Here is an 18615-nt window from a genome sequence, read left to right as displayed (position 1 = left end):
CAGATTGAAGCTCAAGGGGGCAGCGGGGGGCCCCGCCCCCGACGTATCTTTCATCCAACTAAGAAGGGATTTGTTGTTCAGGAAAAAGTGTGTGAAAAGGTGAACAAGGCCTTGAAAACTTTATTATTATACCCAAACAAGTTCAAGAATTGGGAATTTTCTAAAGCCGGCGCTCCAGGTTTAGCTCCCTCGAAGCAGTCCTCTATCGGGGAGATAGGGGCAATGCAGAGGGGGTTAAAGATGGGGATGCTGGCGCAGGCAAAAACCAATTCTTGATTTTGTTTGGGTAGATGAGCTAAAATGGGACGAAGAAAGCTTAACTTAGAAGTCCGATCCAAATGAAAAAATTACCCCTTGGAATCCAAAGCATAAGCAAAATTCTCGCCGATAGAGATTATGTTTATATGGATAAAACAGGCTTCATTAAAGAGCTGTTAGACGAGGGCTCACCACATTATTTTATCTCCCGCCCCAGAAGGTTTGGAAAATCTTTGTTCCTGAATACGTTAGAAGAGATTTTCAAAGGAAACAAGGAGCTATTTAAAGAATGCTATATCTACAATAGCGACTATGACTGGCAGGAGTATCCGGTTTTATATTTTGACTTTGCTCAAATTCTGAATACCTCACCCGAACAGCTAGAAACCGGACTAAAAGAAGCCCTCGAAGACATTGCCACAGCTTATGGTATATCTATCACTGGTGCCTCTAGCCAATCTCAACTAAAAAGACTGGTGATGCAGCTTTCTAAGAAAAACCAAGTTGTTATTTTGATAGATGAGTATGATCAACCAATTATCAATAATCTACAATCAGTTGAAATTACAAAGCAGAATAGAGATCTGTTAAGAGATTTTTTTGGAACAATTAAAAGTTTAGATAAATATTTAAAGTTCACATTTATAACAGGGATCAGCAAATTCTCTCGCGTTTCACTTTTTTCTGCTATTAATAACTTAAATGACATCACGATGGAACCCAAATATGCTGGGATGATGGGGTATACCGAAGAAGAGTTAAGAGTCAATTTTCGGGATCACATTCAAAAAATTACTCAGGAAAGGAGTCAACAGGGGAATCCAGTATCAGAAGAAAAAGTTATAGATGAAGTTCGAAACTGGTACAACGGTTATCGATTTTCTGAAGGAAAGACCTGTGTTTATAACCCGTTCTCAACGCTTAAATTTATGCAAATCAAGAAGCCTAAAACTTATTGGTATAGCACCGGGACTCCTTCATTTCTAATTCATCAACTCAAAAACCATCTAGAGTCGATGGTTTCACTAGATGGAACAACAGCTACAGAAGACGAGCTAATGGACATTAGCTCTTTAGAGCAAATAAACTTAGAAGCCTTGATGTACCAAACAGGCTACTTCACGATCAAAGGCTATAATTCGATCTCGAACCGCTATCTTTTAGGTCTTCCCAATGAAGAGGTGAGATCCGCATTTATCAACTCTCTCGTCAAAAATTTTGCCCCAATCACTAAACTAAGATCCTCTAGGGAGTGCGTAGAAGCGCTAGAAAAGCATCAGCCCAGCCTTCTCTTTAATCAGATAGAAATGGGCCTTTCTAGCTTTGCGTATCAAGTCTTTGTTGATGCAAAAGAGCGAACATATCAAGCAATGCTCCTGTCAATGCTATATGGGATGGGTTTTACCCCTTTATCAGAAAGGTCGACAAATACAGGGCGTATTGATGTGATATTAGAAGTTCCTAAAACAACGTATATCCTTGAGCTCAAGCTCAACAGCTCTGCTGATAAAGCTCTAAAGCAAATCCATGAAAAGCAATACTTCAAGCCCTATATCCATAAAGGCAAGCACATAGTGATCATAGGAGCTAATTTTTCTTCAGAAGCGCGCAATGTATCTGAGTGGAAAGGAGAGCTTCTATCTGAGTCCGGGGAGAAGATTCGAGAGCTCTTTCCATGAGAAGAGGAATAAAAATCCCCATTTCTCCAAGTCGAGCAGGTGATCGCTCAGCTCTCTACGAATGAGCTGAGAAGCCTTGCTGAAGAGGCCCCTTCCTTGAGCACCGCCGAAAAAGTCGAGGCGCTCTTAAGCAAAGCGTATGTTGATCTTACCTTTGATGAATCTGTTTAATCAGTGAAGCAAATTTGAATAGGTTCTTTCGAATAATTACTACTGCTTGCATGACTGTTCGAAAAGATCAGGTTGCCGATTGCTTTAACAACATTGGAGATAAACTCCATGATTCGCGCAACTAAGTTACTTAAACTAAAGTTAAGCTCATTTGAAATGGAAGTTGTTCGGCGAAAAACTCCACTACGAACCTCTTGAAACTCTTGGTTTCTAGCCTCTTCAACGACTCCATCCTCAGTAGTCTGGGGCCTGGATTCATCTAAATTTGGGTATACGATAATCATAATTATTACCTTTTTATTATTTTGTTTTTAACTAATTTTTTATAATTCTATTTCTTCAAACTCACCCCGTTCTATAAACGAGGAGACCGGTTGGTCAAAGATTTTTGGGTTTGTTTCTTCCGAATAACCAAAGAGTTGTCCGTCTCCCTGAGATTGGAAGATCTCATTTGATTTGTCTGACGGGCTAGTAAGTGTAATATTTTGATCTTTAAGCTCGTTTAAAGCAAAATTGGTTATTTCTAATTTTAATTCTACTTCGTTTTTAATAAAGTGTTTAGAACTTGGAGTCATAGAGGATCTAAGACGCTCTATAAGCGACGAAGCATATTCGCTGACTTTAGCGATTAGAGCATAAAGTCCATCAATAGCTTTGGAAAAGAACTCTTCTGTAAAATAATTTATTGAAACGTAATTTACTATCATAATAATACCATGCCTTTTTTATTCGCACCGTTACTATTATAACATAAATTACGTTTAATTGAAAGTGTAATTAGTATAATTAACTGTTAATGTGTTAATTATTAAAGAATTAGAGTCCAAAAGGAAGGCCGCTCATAGAAAGGCCATTCTGAGGAGAATTGTCCTCGATCTTCTTGGCAGCATCATTAAAAGCGACAATAATGAGGTCTTGGAGACCCTCAACATCCTCATGATCAACGCATTCAGGTTTAATGTTGAGTTTTTTGATCTCTTTTTCCCCGGTGAGGGTGATTTCAACAAGGCCATTCCCTGCAGAGCCGGTGACCTCTAGTTTTTGCATATCTTCTTGCATTTTAGCCATTTGCTCTTGGAAAAGCTTGGCTTGCTTCTTCATTTTGGAATAACCGCTACCCATGGGGAACCTCAAATGTTGTTTATGGGTGTCATTATAGCAAAGGGGGGAAAAAAGGGGAAGGCCCCAGAAAGGGGCCTTCAAAGAATAGGTTAAAAGGGGTAGTAACTAGAGGGTATCGTCAAGAGCTGATCAATCCTTAAGCCCTTCCTATGGGAAATTTCATCGTTGTCCTCCTTCGAAAGCCCGATTTGGGCTTCCTGCATCGGACGCCTTGAACTTTCCTCATAGCAAGAGCTTCTATATTGAGCATCTCTTGACGACACCCTCTAATATTGTATAACAAGCTTCTATTTTGCGGGAATAATAAAAATAATTTTAATTATTTCTTTAGGGAGCCATTAAGCGCCACCGAGGTAAAGCGCATGACCTGCTCTTGCTTAATCTTTTCTTGAATAGTGGCAGGAGGGGCTGCTGGCTTGGCCGCTGGAGGCGGAGGGGTGTTTTGAGGTGGAGGTGGGGTTTCTGGAAAGAAAGGGACCTCTTCGACAGGGGCTGCGGGTTCAGACACCTTTGCGACCGGCTCGGGTTCGGGTTCAGGAGCTTTTACCACTTCGGGTGTTGGCTCAGGCGCCTTTGCGACGGGCTCGGGTTCTGGCGGTGTTACGTCTTGGGGTGGAGGAGTAGTAGGCTCGGGCGCGGGCCCTTTTTGGAGTTTTTCGAGTCGTTCGACAAGGGACTCGAGGGGGATCCGTTTGGAGGTGCGGATGATATGAAGGAAGGCCACTTCGATGTGGATCTTTTTAAAGGGGGTTTGCTTTCCCTTTTCGAGGGTGTTGATGAGGTAGTCGAGGGTTTCAAGCACGTGGTGTTTGGAATAGAGTTTGGCGGAGGTGGCATATTCGGGGAAGGGGGGCCGTTCTCCCATTTGGATGGTGGCGATGGTCCGGTAGTGGCTCGCGAGGCTTTCGAGAAAGTATTCGAGGTTGCACCCTGCTTCGAAGAGGGTATTGGTGAGGGAGAAGGGGGCGGCAAGGTCATATTTGCTCACGGCGTGGTCAAGGGCAAAGAAGAGATCGTTTTGGACAAGGCCAAGGGCTTTGGTGGCATGGTCTCGGGTGATGGGGGGCTCTTCGTAGCAGAGGAGTTGGTCGAGGAGTGACTCGGCATCGCGGAGCGACCCTTCGGCGTGGCGGGCAATGAGCTGGAGGGCGCCTGGCTCGACGGTAATATTGAGGTTCTGAGTGATGGTGGTCAGCTTTTGTGCGATTTTTTCAGGGGTGATCCGGCGAAGATCAAACCTTTGGCACCGGCTGAGGATGGTGGGAAGGACTTTATGGGGCTCGGTGGTGGCAAAAAAGAAGATCACATGGGCGGGAGGCTCTTCGAGCGTTTTAAGAAGGGCGTTAAACGCTTCTTTGGTGAGCATGTGGACTTCGTCGATGATGTAGATTTTATATTTGCCGCTAGAGGCCGCATAGCTAACCGTTTCATTGAGGCTCCGGATGTCGTCAATCCCCCGGTTAGAGGCGCCATCGATCTCGATCACATCGAGGGAATGACCCGAGGTGATCTCGGTACAGGAGGGGCAGGTGTTGCAAGGTTCTTGGTCGGGGCCTAAGTTTTTACAGTTGATCGCTTTGGCAAAGAGGCGGGCAAGGGTCGTTTTTCCCGTTCCTCGCGTCCCGCAAAAGAGATAGGCATGCCCTGTTCTTCCCATCCGGATCGCATTTTTTAGGGTTTGGACAATCGCTTCTTGAGCAAAGACCTCAGAAAATTTTTTGGGACGAAACTTTTTTGCAATGACTTGATATGTCGACATGGTGTATCCTTTTAACATGATTCTGCTATGGTAGTTGTTAAAATGCAAGTTGTGGTAAGCTAAAATAATGAGTGGAGAGTCGAAAGAGACCCCCAAGTGGCAGCGCTACTTGAGGAAGGAAAATTTAGGCAAACGTTTGCTCGTGGGCCTTTTGATCCTTTTTTCCTTGGCAGCATTCATTCACTTTCGTGAAGTGCGTGTCGACATGCTTGAGCTAGATAGCCACGCAAAAAATTATGTCGTGGCCCAGGTCGATTTTGAGTTTCCCGATGAAGAGGGGACGGTGATCTTAAGGCAAGAGTCGGCCCGCGATATTGGGGTGATCTACCGACTCGACCCTCAGTTTGTCGATCAGAAACGGTTTCAGGTAGAGAAGTTTTTGATCGATGACCCGCGCTGGCGGAATTTTTTAACAAAGACCACTTATGAAGAGCTCTACCAGACAGCGGACGATGTGAAAGCGGTTCTCTTGGAATCCCGCTTCGCTAAGGAGCGCACCCTCAACCGTCTCCGCTCTTTAGATCTCCTCCCTCCAGAATATTTTCTTCTTCCCTCTTCTTTTGATGGGGAGAGTGCCCCTCTTTCCGATAGCTTTTGGCAACAGATTCAACAAGAGTTGATCAAGAAGAAGCGGCGGGGACCCGATGTGGCCTACATCTTAAATTATTTTCAGGGAATCGACTGGCCGATGGATCAAGATACCTCGGCGCAGCGGGCCCTGCGCAGGCAGGTCGAGACGACCGTTCCCCAAAGGTTTAGTCAAATCCGGGCGGGAAGTCGGATTGTTGACCAAGGGGAAAAGGTGACACAGCGCCATATCTCTATGGTCCAAGCGATGAAAAAGGCGATGACCGAAGATCAAAAAATTTGGGAGCCCCTTCCCCTTTTAAGTAGTTTGATTTTTGCGACGCTCATCGTTTTAATCGGGGGCTTTTACTTCCACTACAAACACCAAGAGATTATCCGGAATATTTATAAGCTCTCCCTGTATGCAACGATTATTATCCTAACATTGATCGCTGCTAAGGTGACCGAGTTTTTCCTCCTTCAAAGTACCGGAGGCCTTCTTGAGGTGGTCCGCTATCCTTTATTTCTTCCCTTTGCAGCGATCCTTATCTGTGTCCTTTTAAGTGGTGAAGTGGCTCTTTTTTCCACCTGCTTCCTTGCGGTGATTTTGGGGCTATCGCTTGCCGTCGACCATAGTCGTTTCATCGTCATCAACATCACGATGGGGGCTATTGCGATCCTCGCCTCTCGGAACTTAAGGAAACGTAAGGAGGTCTTTGCGGTATGTGGAAAAGTGTGGCTCTCCTGCATTCCGATCTTCTTTGTCTATAACTTTTCTCTCAATGTCTTTTGGAATATCTATGTCGTCTCCGACTTAATGAGTACCTTTGTCTTCCTAGCCCTCACCTCGATTTTAGTCGTCGGCCTCCTGCCCATGTTGGAGTCGATCTTCCACGTCATGACCGACATCACCTTGATGGAGTACATGGACCCCAATAACGAGCTTCTCCGCCGCTTGAGCGTTGAAGCGCCGGGAACCTACCAGCATTGTCTTGTTGTGGGCAGTATTTCAGAAGCGGCTGCCCAAGCCATTGGCGCGAATGGCCTCTTCTGCCGCGTCTCCACCCTCTACCACGACATCGGAAAGCTCTTTAATCCCCACTACTTTACCGAAAACCAGATGGGGGGCTTTAATATCCACCAACTCCTCACCCCTCAAGAGTCCGCCCAGGTGATCATCACCCACGTGACCGAGGGAGAGGTCCTAGCGCGAAAACATGGCCTTCCCCAAAGCTTTATCGATGTGATCCGGGAGCACCATGGGAATACCCTCGTCTATTACTTCTACTGTAAGCAGGTGGAGCAGATGGGGGGAGACTCCGATAGCGTCGATGAAAAGCTCTTCCGCTACCCAGGACCCAAACCCCGTTCCAAAGAGTCTGCGATTATCATGATGGCCGATACCATTGAGGCTGCCTCCCGCTCCCTCGAGAATGCCGATGAAGAGGCGATCACCGAGCTCGTCAATCGCCTGATTGCCGAAAAGCTCGAAGATGGCCAATTTGACGACTGTCAGCTCACTTTTGAGGAGTTTGGAACCGTTAAGCGCACTATAATCAAGAGCTTATCGGTTGCTCGTCACCTCCGGATCAAATATCCAAATAAGCCAAGCGCTTGATTGCAAGCGACTTAAAGATTAGTTCTTTTGATTAAATTCTTTTTATTGTGTACGTTAAAGAAAAAGATTCAGATTTTTTTAAAGATCCGTGGAATAATCAGGGTAGTGGTCTAGTAAAGCGCATTTCAATAACAAATAATATTTCGGTCTCTATTGGTTGCCAAGAAAAAAGTAGTCACAGTCTAACTAACCGTGTAACCAAGCAAGATGATATTAAGTCTCAAGGTTATAAAATACTCTTTTTTCTTTTGATCATTCCTGCTTTGCTCCATTACCTTGGCTTGGTCATGAGCCAGGCCTATCCCTTCAGATGATTCTCTTTCAGGAAATTTAATGAGATGTCAAGCCGCTTTACATTGCTATGGCGGGCCAGGCCGTAGATCTTGATCTTGGGCTCGGTTCCCGAGGGGCGGATGATAAACTTACTTTGGTCTTCGGTTCGGAAAACGAGGACGTTCGATTTGGGCAAAGGAATCTTTGTCTTTCCAGTGAGATAATCTTCCACTTCGATCACTTTGTCGCCACTAATTTCCTTTGGTGGATTTTGGCGGAGAGCCTCCATCAGTTTTTTCATCGTTTCCATCCCTTTTTGCCCTCCCCCAAAGGGGACAGAAAGCTGCTTTTCTAGGAAGGGGCCATAGGTTTTATAGAGTTCATTGAGCTGATCGACGAGGGTTTTCCCCTGTTTTTTGAGTTGGAGGGCCATTTCAGAGACAAGGCAGGCGGCAATCGTGGCATCTTTATCGCGGGAGTGGGTTCCATAGAGAAAGCCGAGCGATTCTTCAGCGCCGAAGAGGAAGGCGTGGGCTCCGCTTTGTTCCCACTCGTGGATTTTCTCTCCGATATATTTAAAGCCGGTGAGCACTTCAAAGTGAGTGACGTTGAAGGACTCGGCGATCGACTTAAATAGCTCGGTGGTGACGATGGTTGTAAGAGAGGCGCTATTTTTAGGGAGCGACTTGGTAGTGCAGAGGTAGTGGAGGCAAAGGGAGGCGATTTGGTTGCCGCTGAGGATGACCGGTTTCCCTTCATGTAAAGCAACCACCCCCATCCGGTCAGCATCGGGATCCGTGGCGATAAAAAGATCTCCCTCTTCCTTTACAAGCTGGTCGATCCCCAAATGAAGGGCTTCTTCTTGCTCGGGATTAGGGGAGTGGGCGGTTGGGAAGGTGCTGTCGGGCACTTTTTGCGCTTCGACATGGGAGATGTTTGTAAAGCCCCAACGTTTCAGCCCTTCGGGCGCCGTTGTAATGCCACATCCATGAAGGGGGGAGTAGATAATTTTAAGGGTGTTTCCCTCTTTTTGGTTGGTTTCCGGGTGGTTTTGAAGGGGCATCAGGGCGGCGTAGTAAGCTTCGTCATCGTCTTTTCCCTCTTGGTGGATCAGCGAATGGCCAAAGGGGACGAGCTTAATTTGATCGGGGTGTTTGATCTTGTCGACCTCGGCCATGATCCCTTTATCATGAGGGGGAACGACCTGCGCTCCATCGCTCCAGTAGACTTTGTAGCCATTATATTCGGGAGGATTGTGGGAGGCGGTGATCATCACCGCTGCGGTGCAGCCATGATACCGACATCCAAAGGAAACGAAAGGGGTGGGGCGGAGCTCTTTAGTGATAAACACTTCGATTCCATTGCCAGCAAGGACCCGCGCTGTTTCCTCTGCAAAGAGGCGGGAGTTGATTCGGGAGTCATAGCTAATAAAGACTTTTGGATGAGCGACCTTTTGGCTGAGGATATAGTTAGCAAGCCCTTGGGTCGCATTACGGATCGTATACTTGTTGAGCCGGTTGGTCCCTGCGCCCATCACCGCCCGCATCCCTCCAGTCCCGAAGGCGACTGTGGTGTAGAAGGCGTCGATCAGGGCGGCAGGATCTCCCTCTAGGAGGGCCTGAACTTCCTTCTGGGTCTCCTCATCGTAAGGGGCCTTGAGCCACTGAGCAGCGAGTGCTTTAACTTCTTCGGGGACATGCATCCCTTTCTTTTAACAAAATCAGAGGAGATTAATCAAGGTGCTTTTTAATTTCTGCAACAGAAATTAAAGGGGCCTCTTCGTGGTCGATCCCTTCGCAATATTTTTTGGCTTCTTCCCATTGAGCAGGACTTTCTAGATTACCTTTCCACCAGGGGAAGGTGCGGCACTGCTTGGGGCGGGCCTCATAAGCGGCGCAAAACTTTTTATCCTTAAGGAAGATGCAATCATCCGATCCGGGATCATCGATAAGGGCCAGGTCTCTTCCTACTTGCCGGGTATACTTTTTCAGAAAGGCTTCTCGAGGAAGGTCGAGATGGGCACTTAAGGTTTCTATATCTTCTTCTTGGAGCCAGACAAAACCACTTCCGGTGCAACACTTCCCGCAGCCGGTACATTTGAAGCGGAGTCCTGGGTGGTACCACGGTTTTGTTTTGAAGGTGAATGACTGGGTATCGATGATGCTCCACCCTTCTTTCCACCGGTGGGAGGTGAGTTTAAGACTTGTTTGTTCCAGGTCGAGCTGGTTCCATGACCCTTTTTTGTGACCGGTTGAGCCGCTGTCAAAGATAAGGGGAAGACCGTTGGGACGGAGGTCGGCAATGGTCCGCCGGTGGGTGTGTCCATGGAGGTACAGGGTGATATTGGGATGGGAGGCGATCATCTCCCGCAACTTTTCTCCTCGAATCAGCCGCCGTTTTGGGCGTTCATGTTGGAAAAAGGGAAAGTGGTTCACAAGAATCACCTGCTCTTCGGGGTTGAGCTTTTGAAGGAGGGCTTGAAGATTTTTTTCGAGGGCGGGGGAGAAAAAGCCGTTTGAAGAGGTAAGCGCAGAGGCGTAGCTGGTATCGAGTAAAACAAGGTTCCATCCTTCAGTAAGGGGAAGGGCGGTGACTCCATGCTTTTCAAGGGAAAAGCCTTCTTGGCTTTCTGGCATGGGGAAGTAGTTGTAGAACCGCTTTGTCCGATCGGCCTTTTTGGTATAGTGGTCATGGTTGCCAGGAATGAGGAAAACGGTCATTCCCTCTTTTTTCAGCGCATCGACGAAGTTTTTGGCGAGGGTATATTCCGCATCGCTTGAGGTGGTGGTCAGATCGCCTGAGATGATCACATGGGTGATTCCCTCCTTTTTGAAGGTGGGGATGAGAGACCAGGGGCGCTCGTTTAAATAATCTTTTGACCGATTCATCAATAGGTTGAGGTTTCCCAGCCACCGTTTCGAGAGAAACTGAGTGGGGGCGAGGGAAAATCGCGAAAAGTGAAGGTCTGAGATATGGGCGATCCGTGTCATGGGTCCAAGTCTACCATAAACAGAAGAAAAAGAAAAACCTGTAAACCTAAAACTTTAAATTGAAGCGGATCCGGACAACGTTGTGGTGGACCCAGTGGTTATCGAGCCTCTTGAGGGAGCGGAGCATATAGCTGAGGTGGAAGTTGATCTTTTCCCGAAAGGGGATGTGAAAGCCTGCCTCGGCCCTATTTTGGTCGAGACTACGGGTCTGTTGCCAAAAGATTTCATTAGCAATATAAAAGGAGGCGTCATTAGGGCCAAACCTTAAAGGAGGAATCACCTCGACCCGGTTTCGATAGATCCAAAGGAGGTGCTTTGGAAAGGTTTTTCCTAAAAAGCGGGCAAAGATCCGGTTCCGATCTGAGATAATCCATCCTTTGGGGAGCTTGGTCTTGAGGATAAGATCGACATAGGGGTTGTATTGAACCCTCCATTTTTTGTTGATCCTTAGGTAGGTTTGTCGGTAGATGGTTTGAACGACAACATGTTTGGAGCGGATGAAGGTAAATCCGGTTTGAAAGTGCTTATAGTAGAGAGATTTTGCATCGTTGCCAAATCGAAACTCCGCCTCTCCAGAGAGGTAGATGTTATTAGCTACCTCAATGGAGATTTTGTCAGAGTTCCATACCTGGAAATCTCCTGGGCTGTTAATGGCTCCAAAGAGAAGACAAGGGAGGAAGGTTAGGATAAAAAATTTTACCAATTCCATCCAAATCCTAGCCCAAAAGAGTTCGTAAAGAGTGTTATCGTTTCAGTGCCAGGAATACCAATAGTTGCTAGCACAGAAGGGCCGGTAACGGTGTTACTAAATCCATGAAGGTAGAAGAATTTTAGTTCTGCTCTTCCATCAAAAAAGTTGTAGTCGGCTCCAAAGGCAAGGTGATTTTCTGTTATAGCTGGAGCTAGGATATTGAGTGTGACATCTTCAATGCCACTTCTAATCGGACTACGACCATAATTCCAACCTAGTCTGAGTGTGAGCGAATTGATTGGAGTATACTCTACCGCAATTTTGTAAACGTTTTGGTTTCTCCAGTGGAACCCTGTTCCACCGGAGCTTCCTATAGGCTTTAGGGGGTTAGCTAGGCTGGTCGACTGCAAGTTTCCTATTGCAGGAATAGAATGGTAAAAGATTCTCCGAAAATCGAACCCTAAAGAGATGTGGGGAAGAGGATCAAGCTTGAATCCGACTGAAAAGTTTGAGGGAACGTTGAGCCTTCCTCCTTCAGCAAAAAGGCCTTTGTATTTACCAAAAGGGGAGGTAAGGGTTTCTGTTGTATAGACAGCTCCTAGCGTGAGCCATTGGAAGGGTTTAGCCATCATCCCAAAGCGTCCTCCAATCCCAAAAGAGTTGTCATGTCCTTGATTTGTGAGGTTTTGTGGGTACTTCGATAAGGGGGCGAAAGCTTGCAATCCTTTAGCTTCAAAGCGTTGATAGGTTAGCAGAGGGCTTGCTCCGATGGCAAACTTCCCAACCCGAATCGCAATAGTGGGTGCAATGACCATCTGCATGAAGTCGATGCCAAGCTCTCCACATCCAAGGAGAAGGTTAGCCCCCTTTGTCCCACAGGATGCAGGATTAGCGTTGGAGCCAGGAACTTTGTTATGATTCACGTAGCTGGTATTCATTCCGCCGTTGGCATAAGCGGTGACCCCTAACGAAATCCAGTCGGTGAGGTTATAATTGAATCCCATTTCTGGAATGAGAAAGTAGTCTCGCTTTGAAAAGGAGCTGAAGTTGTAGATTCCTCCAGCGGCGGTTTCTCCACGACGGCTTGCCTTTCTATGTGGAGAAAAAAGGGTGAGGTCGATATCGTTTCGGGTTCCTACATAAACCATGCTAGCGGGGTTATTGGCTCCTCCAAAAGCCTCATCCGCATAGGCAGTCGATGTTCCTGCACGTCCTTTGGATTTTATTCCATGGCCAATGGAAAAATAGCCATTTGTTCCATAGATGTTTCCCATTAGAAGGAGGAGGCTAAAGATAATAGAGAAGGGTTTCATCATACTATTTCCTTTTTAGAAAGTTGAGTTTTTGAAGCTTTTTCCGAAGGCGAGAAGCGGTATCTAAAGTTTGTTTTTGAATCGTTTGGATCCAATGTTTTCCTTCCTTATGGATGCTTTCGGGCTCGGTTTCCCAGGTGATATCTTTGGGAGAGGTCATGTGGGATTTTTTCTTTGAGGAGGCTTTTCCCTTTGCAATCTTATTGGTTTTCGGGGAGGTGAGGGCTTTTTTCTGATCCTTTTCGAGCATCTTTTTTTCTTTGGTCTCGTATTCCTCTTTTTGGGCAGCACGGATCGCCTTTTTTTGCTGATGCTTCATACGGTGAGGGGAATTTTTCATAAAAAGCTCCTTGTAAAATTTAAATTACATTTTACCCCGGAGTACTACTAATGTCAAATGAGGGGATTTTCGATTTTTCATCAGATTTATGGGGGTAAAATGACCACATACTCCAATAGAGTAGGGGTCATTTTACCCCTCTGAACCTGGAGGAAAAGAAAAATTCAAGCAATTGACAGTAGTAGCACTCCGGGGTTTTAAGGAACTTAAAAGTGAAGAGAAAAGTCGATCCACAGGACATTTTGATTGATCCACTTTTTCTTACGGTTTTTAAGGTAGCGGAGCATGTAGCTGAGGTTAAGCATTGTTTTTTTTCGGTAGGGGATGCTGAGCCCCCACTGCAAACGGTTTTGATCGATTCCGCGGCTTTCTTGCCAAAAAAATTCATAAGCGAAAAAGGGAGCCATCGAAGCTTTCCCTAGTCTTAACCCGGGGAGGATAAAGAGACGGTTACGGTAAAGCCAGAGGTTTTGCTTATCAAAGAGTTTTCCTCCTCGAACGCGGTAGACAACCCGGTTACGGTCAGAGATAAACCATCCGCGACGGGAGCTTGCTTGAAAGGTCAGATCGATGAAGGGGTTGTACTCTTTTTCCCACTTGTTATCGATCCGGCGATAAACTTGTCGGTAGGCGGTTTGAAAATTGATGTGGGGAGAGCGAAAGAAGAGAAGCCCTCCCTGGTAGTGTTTGTAGAAGATGTTTTTCCCTCCATCGCCATACCGAAATTGGGTCTCTCCTGTCAGGGTCATTTTCCTACTGACCCGAATGTTAACGGCATCGGTATTCCAAACTTGAAAGTCTCCTTTACTTAAAAGACCTCCAAAAAGAGAGAGGGGGAGGAGAAGGGTTAAAACTCTAATAATTCGCGACACGTCTTAAACATACGATGGGGGGTGATAAAAGTCTGCCACTTTTTTTCCCGCAGCCGGGCCAGCTTAAAGTTAGGGATGTAGGGAGGGGGGGTGAGCACCTTTCCCAGACGAAAGCCGGGCCGCCACAGAGCCATTTGTTTGGGGCAGCTGGCGACGATGAGGGTGGGAATCCCCAGGTTGGAGGCAAGGTGGCCGGTTCCCGACTCATTCCCAATGAGGAGGCGGGACTCATAAAGGTACGCAGCAAGATCGGCTAAAGTTGGAAACTTGGGAACAGGAAATCCGCTGCTCACCCACTCTTCTCGCTCCTCTGGGCTGACCGCAAAAACGACTTCATAGCCTTTCTTTTTAAGTTGAGCTGCAAGCTTTAAAAATTTGCCCCTATGCCAGGTCCTCTTGGGGGTGGTGCTGGTGGGGTGGATGACGATCCTCTTCCCATATTTTTGATAGGTGAGTCCCTCAGGAATCATCAGTCCATTCTCTTGAATGGGATTGATCTGCCCAAGGAGATTAGCCACTCCCTCGGCGATATTATAAACCATCGGACGGGCCCGATTAAAGAGGAAGTCGCGTGGTGTTAAAGGGCGGTGCTTTCCCTCTTCATAGCTTGCGTAAAAGATCGACATTTTATCGCGGTACTTGTCGACCAGGTTAAAGGAGAAGGGGGTGTTGTCATTTTGCAGGAGGATCAAGTCAAAATCATCCAAACTTTCGATTTCGGAGCGCTTGGCAAAGTGGTGGCCAGGAAACCACTCGGCAAGTTGCCCCAAGGAGTCTTGAAAGGTGGTGACGTGATACCCTTGAAGCTTAAGGCGGTGGGAGGCGACGAGCATCATCAGCCCATCACCCATCCCTTTAGAACAAATGACGGCGGCTTTCATCAGCGAGTTCCTGAAAGGTTTTAAAGACTTTTCCAACAGAGACAAAGCGTTGCCAATGGTTTTCCCTCACTCTCATATTAATCCCCTTAAAGTTGGGAAGGGGAAAGGGGAGGGTGGCCACTTTTCCTAGGGCCCAATCGGGGCGCCACAGGCGGACCCGTTTCGGGTTTCCTGAGATGGTAAGTGTTGGAATGCCTAAGCTTGAGGCAAGGTGGCCAATTCCAGAGTCGTTTCCAACCAGAAACCCCGACTCATAAAGGTAAGCGGCAACCTCTTTTAAGTTTTTAAAGGAAGGGAGAAGAACCCCGTCCCAGCCACTTTTTTCATCGGGGGCCACACAAAAAGAGACGGTGTATCCCTCGTTTTCTAGCTGTTTAGCGAGGGTTAAAAACTGCTCTTTTTTCCAGTTCCTTTTGGGGTCATTACTTGTGGGGTGGATGACAACCCGTTTAGGGTACTTTTGAAAGGTTTTTTCCTCTGGAACGGAGAGATTATTTTCTTTTGAGAGGTCGGTGCCCAGTGTTTTGTGGCAAGCCATTGCTAAGTTGGAGGCGATGGGTTTTTTGGGGTCGAAAAGAACATCTCCTTCGACCATTTTTCGACAAGGGGTGGGGAAAAAGAAGGTGAGGTTTGTCAGTTTTTTTGCATCCCGTAAGGCAAAGAGGTCCCACGCTCTTTTTGAGTTGTCATTTTCGACGATGACCCGATCAAAATTTCTTAACGTTTCTTCGAGGTTATCGGGGTAGGGGGCAAAGGGATACCCTTCAAAGAGAAGAGAGAGCTCTTTATGGTGGTCATGGAAAATGGTGGGAGCGTAGCCCCCTTTTCTAAGGTGGTGGGCTGCAACCATCATGAGCAGCCCATCCCCTATTCCTGATCCGCAAAGAACTGCTGCTTGCTTCATTCCTGATCGTCATCTTTTGCATCGGTGATCAGCGCTTCAGAGATCAAGATAATCCCCGCTGCTGATGCTGCAAATTTAAGGGAGTTTTTCACTACCTTTGTCGGATCGATGACCTGCGATTTGATCAGATCTTCGACCGTTTCAGTGCGAGCATTAAAGCCAATGGTTGAACCACCTTTTAGAACTTCTTCTAGGTAGATCGAGCTATCTTTGCCGCAGTTGTCGACGATTTGCTTGAAGGGGGCGGAGCAGGCGGCATAGACGATTTGCTCGCCAAGATCTTCACTTTCCTTCAGCTTTTGGCTGGCGCGGAGAAGGGCTGCGCCTCCTCCAGGGACAAAGCCACTTTCTTGTGCAGCGCGGGTCGAATTTAAGCTATCTTCGAAAACTTGCTTTTTCTGTTTCATCTCAGGTTCTGTAGGAGCGCCCACACGGATGACGGCAACGCCTCCTTGGAGTTTTGCGCGCCGCTCGTCGAGCTTTTCTTTATCGTAGTCGTTTGTGGCAGCAGCGTGCTCGGATTCGATCTGCTTGATCCGGGCATCGATCATCTCTTTCTTTCCCTTGCCACCTACGATGGTGGTGTGGTCTTTAGAGATTTCGATTTTTTCAGCGCTTCCTAGAAGGTCAACCGTTGCTGTTTTGAGTTGCATCCCTTTTTCTTCGGAGATGACGGTCGCTCCAGTAAGAGCTGCGATATCTTCGAGCATGGCTTTTCGCTTGTCACCAAAGCCGGGAGCTTTGACAGCGGCAATCTTAAGAGCGCCGCGGAGTTTATTGACTACAAGGGTGGAGAGGGCATCCCCTTCGATATCCTCAGCGATGATTAGGAGCTGTTTTCCTCCTGCAGAGACTGCTTGGAGGAGGGGGAGAATTTCTTGGATCGAGGAGATTTTTTTATCGGTGATGAGGATGTGTCCTCCTTCGACCTGGGCAACCATCTTTTCCGTGTCTGTACAGAAGTAGGGGCTGGTGTAGCCCCGGTCGAAGCGCATCCCTTCGACCATTTCGATCGTGGTGGTGGTTCCCTTTCCCTCTTCGATCGAGATGACTCCCGACTTTCCGACCTTGTCGATTGCTTCGAAGATGGTGGATCCGACCTCTGCATTGCCAGAAGCGGAGACGGTAGCGATATTTTGGATGGCTTCTGGGTTTTCAACAGCGATGCTAAGAGCGTCGAGTTCTTTTAGGACGGTTTCGACCCCTTTTTCGATTCCCCGTTTTAGGGTGATGGGGCTCATTCCTGACGCGATATTTTTGATTCCTTGTTTGACAAGGGCGCGTAAGAGGATGATTCCGGTTGTGGTTCCATCGCCGGACTGCTCTTTAATTTTGCGGGCAACCTCTTTTCCCATGGAGACACCCATGTTTGCGTAGGGGTCTTTGAGTTCGATATCTTTAACGATGCTGTTGCCGTCGCTTGTGATGGTGGGGGCACCCCAGCTTGACTCGAGCCCGACATTTTTTCCTTTAGGGCCGAGGGTGACTCCGACGGTGTCGGCGAGTTTATCGACGCCTTCTTTGAGTTTTTCGCGGGCTTCTTCTTCGAAGATCAGTTCTTTAGGGGTGGTAGACATGTTAACTCCTTTGTTGGTTTGAAGTTAAAATATACACAAAAAAGGAGTTTTTCGCAATGAGGGAATGGGCTTTGCCTACTCCACCCCCCTCATAGCGGTTACTGGCTTGAAAAAATCGGCGCCTAACGCCGCCACTTTTTCCCCAAGGGCCCCTATGGGGCCTCAATGGATTAATGATCAATGGTCCAACCCCAAAAATCAATGATCCAATAGCCAATGCTCTAGAACTTCCGCAGCCCAACAACACCGTCTTTCTGGACGTCCCAGAGGTACTGGTCGTCCCAGTGGCTGCTGATGGTGAGGCCCCCAGCGGCGAAGCCGCCTATTGCCACCGGCCACTTATTATCGTTCACCTTCTCCTGACACCGTGTATAGGTCCATGTAGGCTTTCCTGGCAACAGATACTCCTTCTTCTCCTTTTGGTGGAGAAGGACAGCGACTGCAACATCTAGGGCGTTTGAAAGGGTGTATCCTTTGGAGGCATATTTTCTAACGATTTGTTTTTGAACGTCGTAGGTTTTACCGCGGGTCCCCTCTAGGATGTTTTTGCTCATGAGGATCCAGTGGGAAGAGGTTCCTCGGCTTCCATGCTCTTTTTTTACATAATTAGCATCACAATAACCATACTTCCCGAAGACCTTCGGAAGATTATCGAGGGTGAGCACCGTGTTGTTGACCTTGCTGGGGATCCAGACGAGGAGGTGGGTGTCGCGCACCTTACCGCTAAACCCTTCGACTTTGAAGGGGGTGGGAGCATTTAGGATTTCTTCGATATTGGAGGGGAGAGGGGGCTCTTTTTCGGTGATGGAGCCGGGGCCGAAGTGTTTTTCCCAGGTGGCTTTGCCGTAGGCGATGGAGGGGAGGATCTGTTTTTTGAGAGATTGTTTTTGGATTTTTTGGGCTTCGAGTTGTTTAATTTGGTTTTGGAGCTTTTTTTGTTGGGCTGCATGGTTTTTTTTCTGGGTTTCAATGAGTTTTTGGTTTTCGAAGAGGGCTTTTTGTTTTTCTTGTTCAGTCTGCTCCAGCTGTTTTTTGTAGGTGGCTTCGATTTTTTGTTTTTCTTGTTGGAGCTCTTGGACCCTTTTTTGGTCATTGAGCTGGCGGGCGGCTTCGTACTGTTGTTGTTTTTTTTCGAGGCGGGAGTCTCTTTCTAAGATGAGTTTTTGGAAGGTGTTTTCGAGGGTCTGAAGGCTTTCGGCATGGGTTTGTTTTTGGAAGGCGATGAGTTCTTCGTACTTCTTGTCTCTTTGGGCAAGCTCCTTTTCCATTCTGGCTTTTTGGGCGTCGATCTGTTTGATGGAGTCTTCGAGTTTTTGGTTGACGGCTTGGATTTGTTTTTGGTAGGCCCGTTCGCGGGCTTCTTTTTGGGCTTTTTGTTGTTTGGTGTGTTCGAGGGTTGCTGTGAGCTCTTGGGGTTTGATATGGGGAGTGAGTTTCGGGAAAGATTCAAGGAGTTTTTTTAGGTGGGTGAGGTGAGTTTCCGCTTGGGTGAAGTTTTCGTAGAAGGCTTGTTGGTAGAAGTGTTGGGTTTGGGTGGCGGCGTGGGTGTGGATTTTTCTTTTTTGGGTTTGGAGGTGTCTTTCGATGGTGTGGTGGTCGA

Annotated in this window: 17 protein-coding genes and 1 pseudogene; 4 read left to right on the top strand and 14 right to left on the bottom strand. The window is 47.2% G+C overall.

From position 1 onward, the window contains the following. The 3 genes from NEPTK9_RS09740 to NEPTK9_RS09855 form a co-directional block, all read left to right on the top strand. The coding region (locus NEPTK9_RS09740; RefSeq protein WP_228547071.1) for a hypothetical protein at positions 1–276 on the top strand (276 nt) is incomplete at its 5' end. 62 nt (positions 277–338) lie between these two features. Further along, positions 339–1937 (top strand): ATP-binding protein, encoded by a 1599-nt coding sequence (locus tag NEPTK9_RS06790; protein ID WP_194848080.1) that lies wholly within the window; start codon positions 339–341, stop codon positions 1935–1937. Positions 1938–1976: 39 nt separating this feature from the next. After that, positions 1977–2108, top strand: a complete 132-nt coding sequence (locus tag NEPTK9_RS09855; RefSeq protein WP_267239246.1) for a hypothetical protein — start codon at positions 1977–1979, stop codon at positions 2106–2108. Here NEPTK9_RS09855 and NEPTK9_RS06785 read toward each other — a convergent pair. The 4 genes from NEPTK9_RS06785 to dnaX all read right to left on the bottom strand — a co-directional run bounded on the left by NEPTK9_RS06785 (position 2105) and on the right by dnaX (position 4989). After that, complete coding sequence (locus NEPTK9_RS06785; RefSeq protein WP_194848079.1) at positions 2105–2392, bottom strand: hypothetical protein; 288 nt, start codon at positions 2390–2392, stop codon at positions 2105–2107. The two genes, NEPTK9_RS09855 and NEPTK9_RS06785, sit on opposite strands and share 4 nt — an antisense overlap. Positions 2393–2431: 39 nt before the next feature. After that, positions 2432–2815, bottom strand: coding sequence for a hypothetical protein (locus tag NEPTK9_RS06780; protein ID WP_194848078.1), 384 nt, complete (start codon positions 2813–2815; stop codon positions 2432–2434). A gap of 109 nt (positions 2816–2924) precedes the next feature. Continuing rightward, the gene (locus tag NEPTK9_RS06775) at positions 2925–3230 is read right to left on the bottom strand and encodes a YbaB/EbfC family nucleoid-associated protein (protein ID WP_194848077.1); all 306 of its coding nucleotides are present in this window, start codon (positions 3228–3230) and stop codon (positions 2925–2927) included. Between the two features lie 319 nt (positions 3231–3549). Continuing rightward, positions 3550–4989 carry a DNA polymerase III subunit gamma/tau gene (dnaX, locus tag NEPTK9_RS06770; RefSeq protein WP_194848076.1) on the bottom strand — a complete coding sequence of 480 codons (1440 nt, stop codon included), beginning with the start codon at positions 4987–4989 and terminating at the stop codon, positions 3550–3552. A gap of 67 nt (positions 4990–5056) precedes the next feature. On the opposite strand from dnaX, the gene NEPTK9_RS06765 reads away from it, so the two are divergent. Continuing rightward, a complete protein-coding gene (locus NEPTK9_RS06765; RefSeq protein ID WP_194848075.1) occupies positions 5057–7174 on the top strand; it encodes an HD family phosphohydrolase in 2118 nt (705 codons plus the stop codon). 298 nt (positions 7175–7472) lie between these two features. Here the strand turns inward: NEPTK9_RS06765 and NEPTK9_RS06760 are convergent, their stop codons facing one another. From NEPTK9_RS06760 to NEPTK9_RS06715, 10 genes and pseudogenes are all read right to left on the bottom strand, one after another. Beyond that, positions 7473–9149, bottom strand: coding sequence for a phospho-sugar mutase (locus NEPTK9_RS06760; protein WP_194848074.1), 1677 nt, complete (start codon positions 9147–9149; stop codon positions 7473–7475). 28 nt (positions 9150–9177) lie between these two features. Continuing rightward, positions 9178–10437, bottom strand: coding sequence for a metallophosphoesterase (locus NEPTK9_RS09735; RefSeq protein ID WP_228547070.1), 1260 nt, complete (start codon positions 10435–10437; stop codon positions 9178–9180). A gap of 46 nt (positions 10438–10483) precedes the next feature. Beyond that, positions 10484–11146, bottom strand: coding sequence for a DUF2490 domain-containing protein (locus tag NEPTK9_RS06750; protein WP_194848073.1), 663 nt, complete (start codon positions 11144–11146; stop codon positions 10484–10486). After that, on the bottom strand, positions 11134–12444 hold the full coding sequence (locus tag NEPTK9_RS06745) for an OmpP1/FadL family transporter (protein WP_194848072.1): 1311 nt from the start codon (positions 12442–12444) through the stop codon (positions 11134–11136). Before NEPTK9_RS06745 ends, NEPTK9_RS06750 begins: the two co-directional genes overlap by 13 nt. A gap of 1 nt (position 12445) precedes the next feature. Continuing rightward, positions 12446–12781: a hypothetical protein gene (locus tag NEPTK9_RS06740; protein ID WP_194848071.1), complete on the bottom strand. Its 336-nt coding sequence runs from the start codon at positions 12779–12781 to the stop codon at positions 12446–12448. Positions 12782–12987: 206 nt separating this feature from the next. Further along, a complete protein-coding gene (locus tag NEPTK9_RS06735) occupies positions 12988–13653 on the bottom strand; it encodes a DUF2490 domain-containing protein (protein WP_194848070.1) in 666 nt (221 codons plus the stop codon). Beyond that, the gene (locus tag NEPTK9_RS06730) at positions 13629–14534 is read right to left on the bottom strand and encodes a glycosyltransferase family 9 protein (RefSeq protein WP_194848069.1); all 906 of its coding nucleotides are present in this window, start codon (positions 14532–14534) and stop codon (positions 13629–13631) included. The genes NEPTK9_RS06735 and NEPTK9_RS06730 overlap by 25 nt, the downstream gene beginning before the upstream one ends. Further along, positions 14509–15438 carry a glycosyltransferase family 9 protein gene (locus NEPTK9_RS06725; protein WP_194848068.1) on the bottom strand — a complete coding sequence of 310 codons (930 nt, stop codon included), beginning with the start codon at positions 15436–15438 and terminating at the stop codon, positions 14509–14511. The genes NEPTK9_RS06730 and NEPTK9_RS06725 overlap by 26 nt, the downstream gene beginning before the upstream one ends. Continuing rightward, complete coding sequence (groL, locus tag NEPTK9_RS06720) at positions 15435–17015, bottom strand: chaperonin GroEL (RefSeq protein ID WP_194848067.1); 1581 nt, start codon at positions 17013–17015, stop codon at positions 15435–15437. The genes NEPTK9_RS06725 and groL overlap by 4 nt, the downstream gene beginning before the upstream one ends. Before the next feature lie 221 nt (positions 17016–17236). After that, positions 17237–18615, bottom strand: a pseudogene (locus NEPTK9_RS06715) (hypothetical protein); the annotation flags it as partial.

The organism is Candidatus Neptunochlamydia vexilliferae (assembly GCF_015356785.1).
In the GTDB taxonomy this organism is placed as follows: domain Bacteria; phylum Chlamydiota; class Chlamydiia; order Chlamydiales; family Simkaniaceae; genus Neptunichlamydia; species Neptunichlamydia vexilliferae.
The sequence above is the reverse complement of the archived record's forward strand: the minus strand, read 5'-3'. Positions and strand labels throughout refer to the sequence as shown.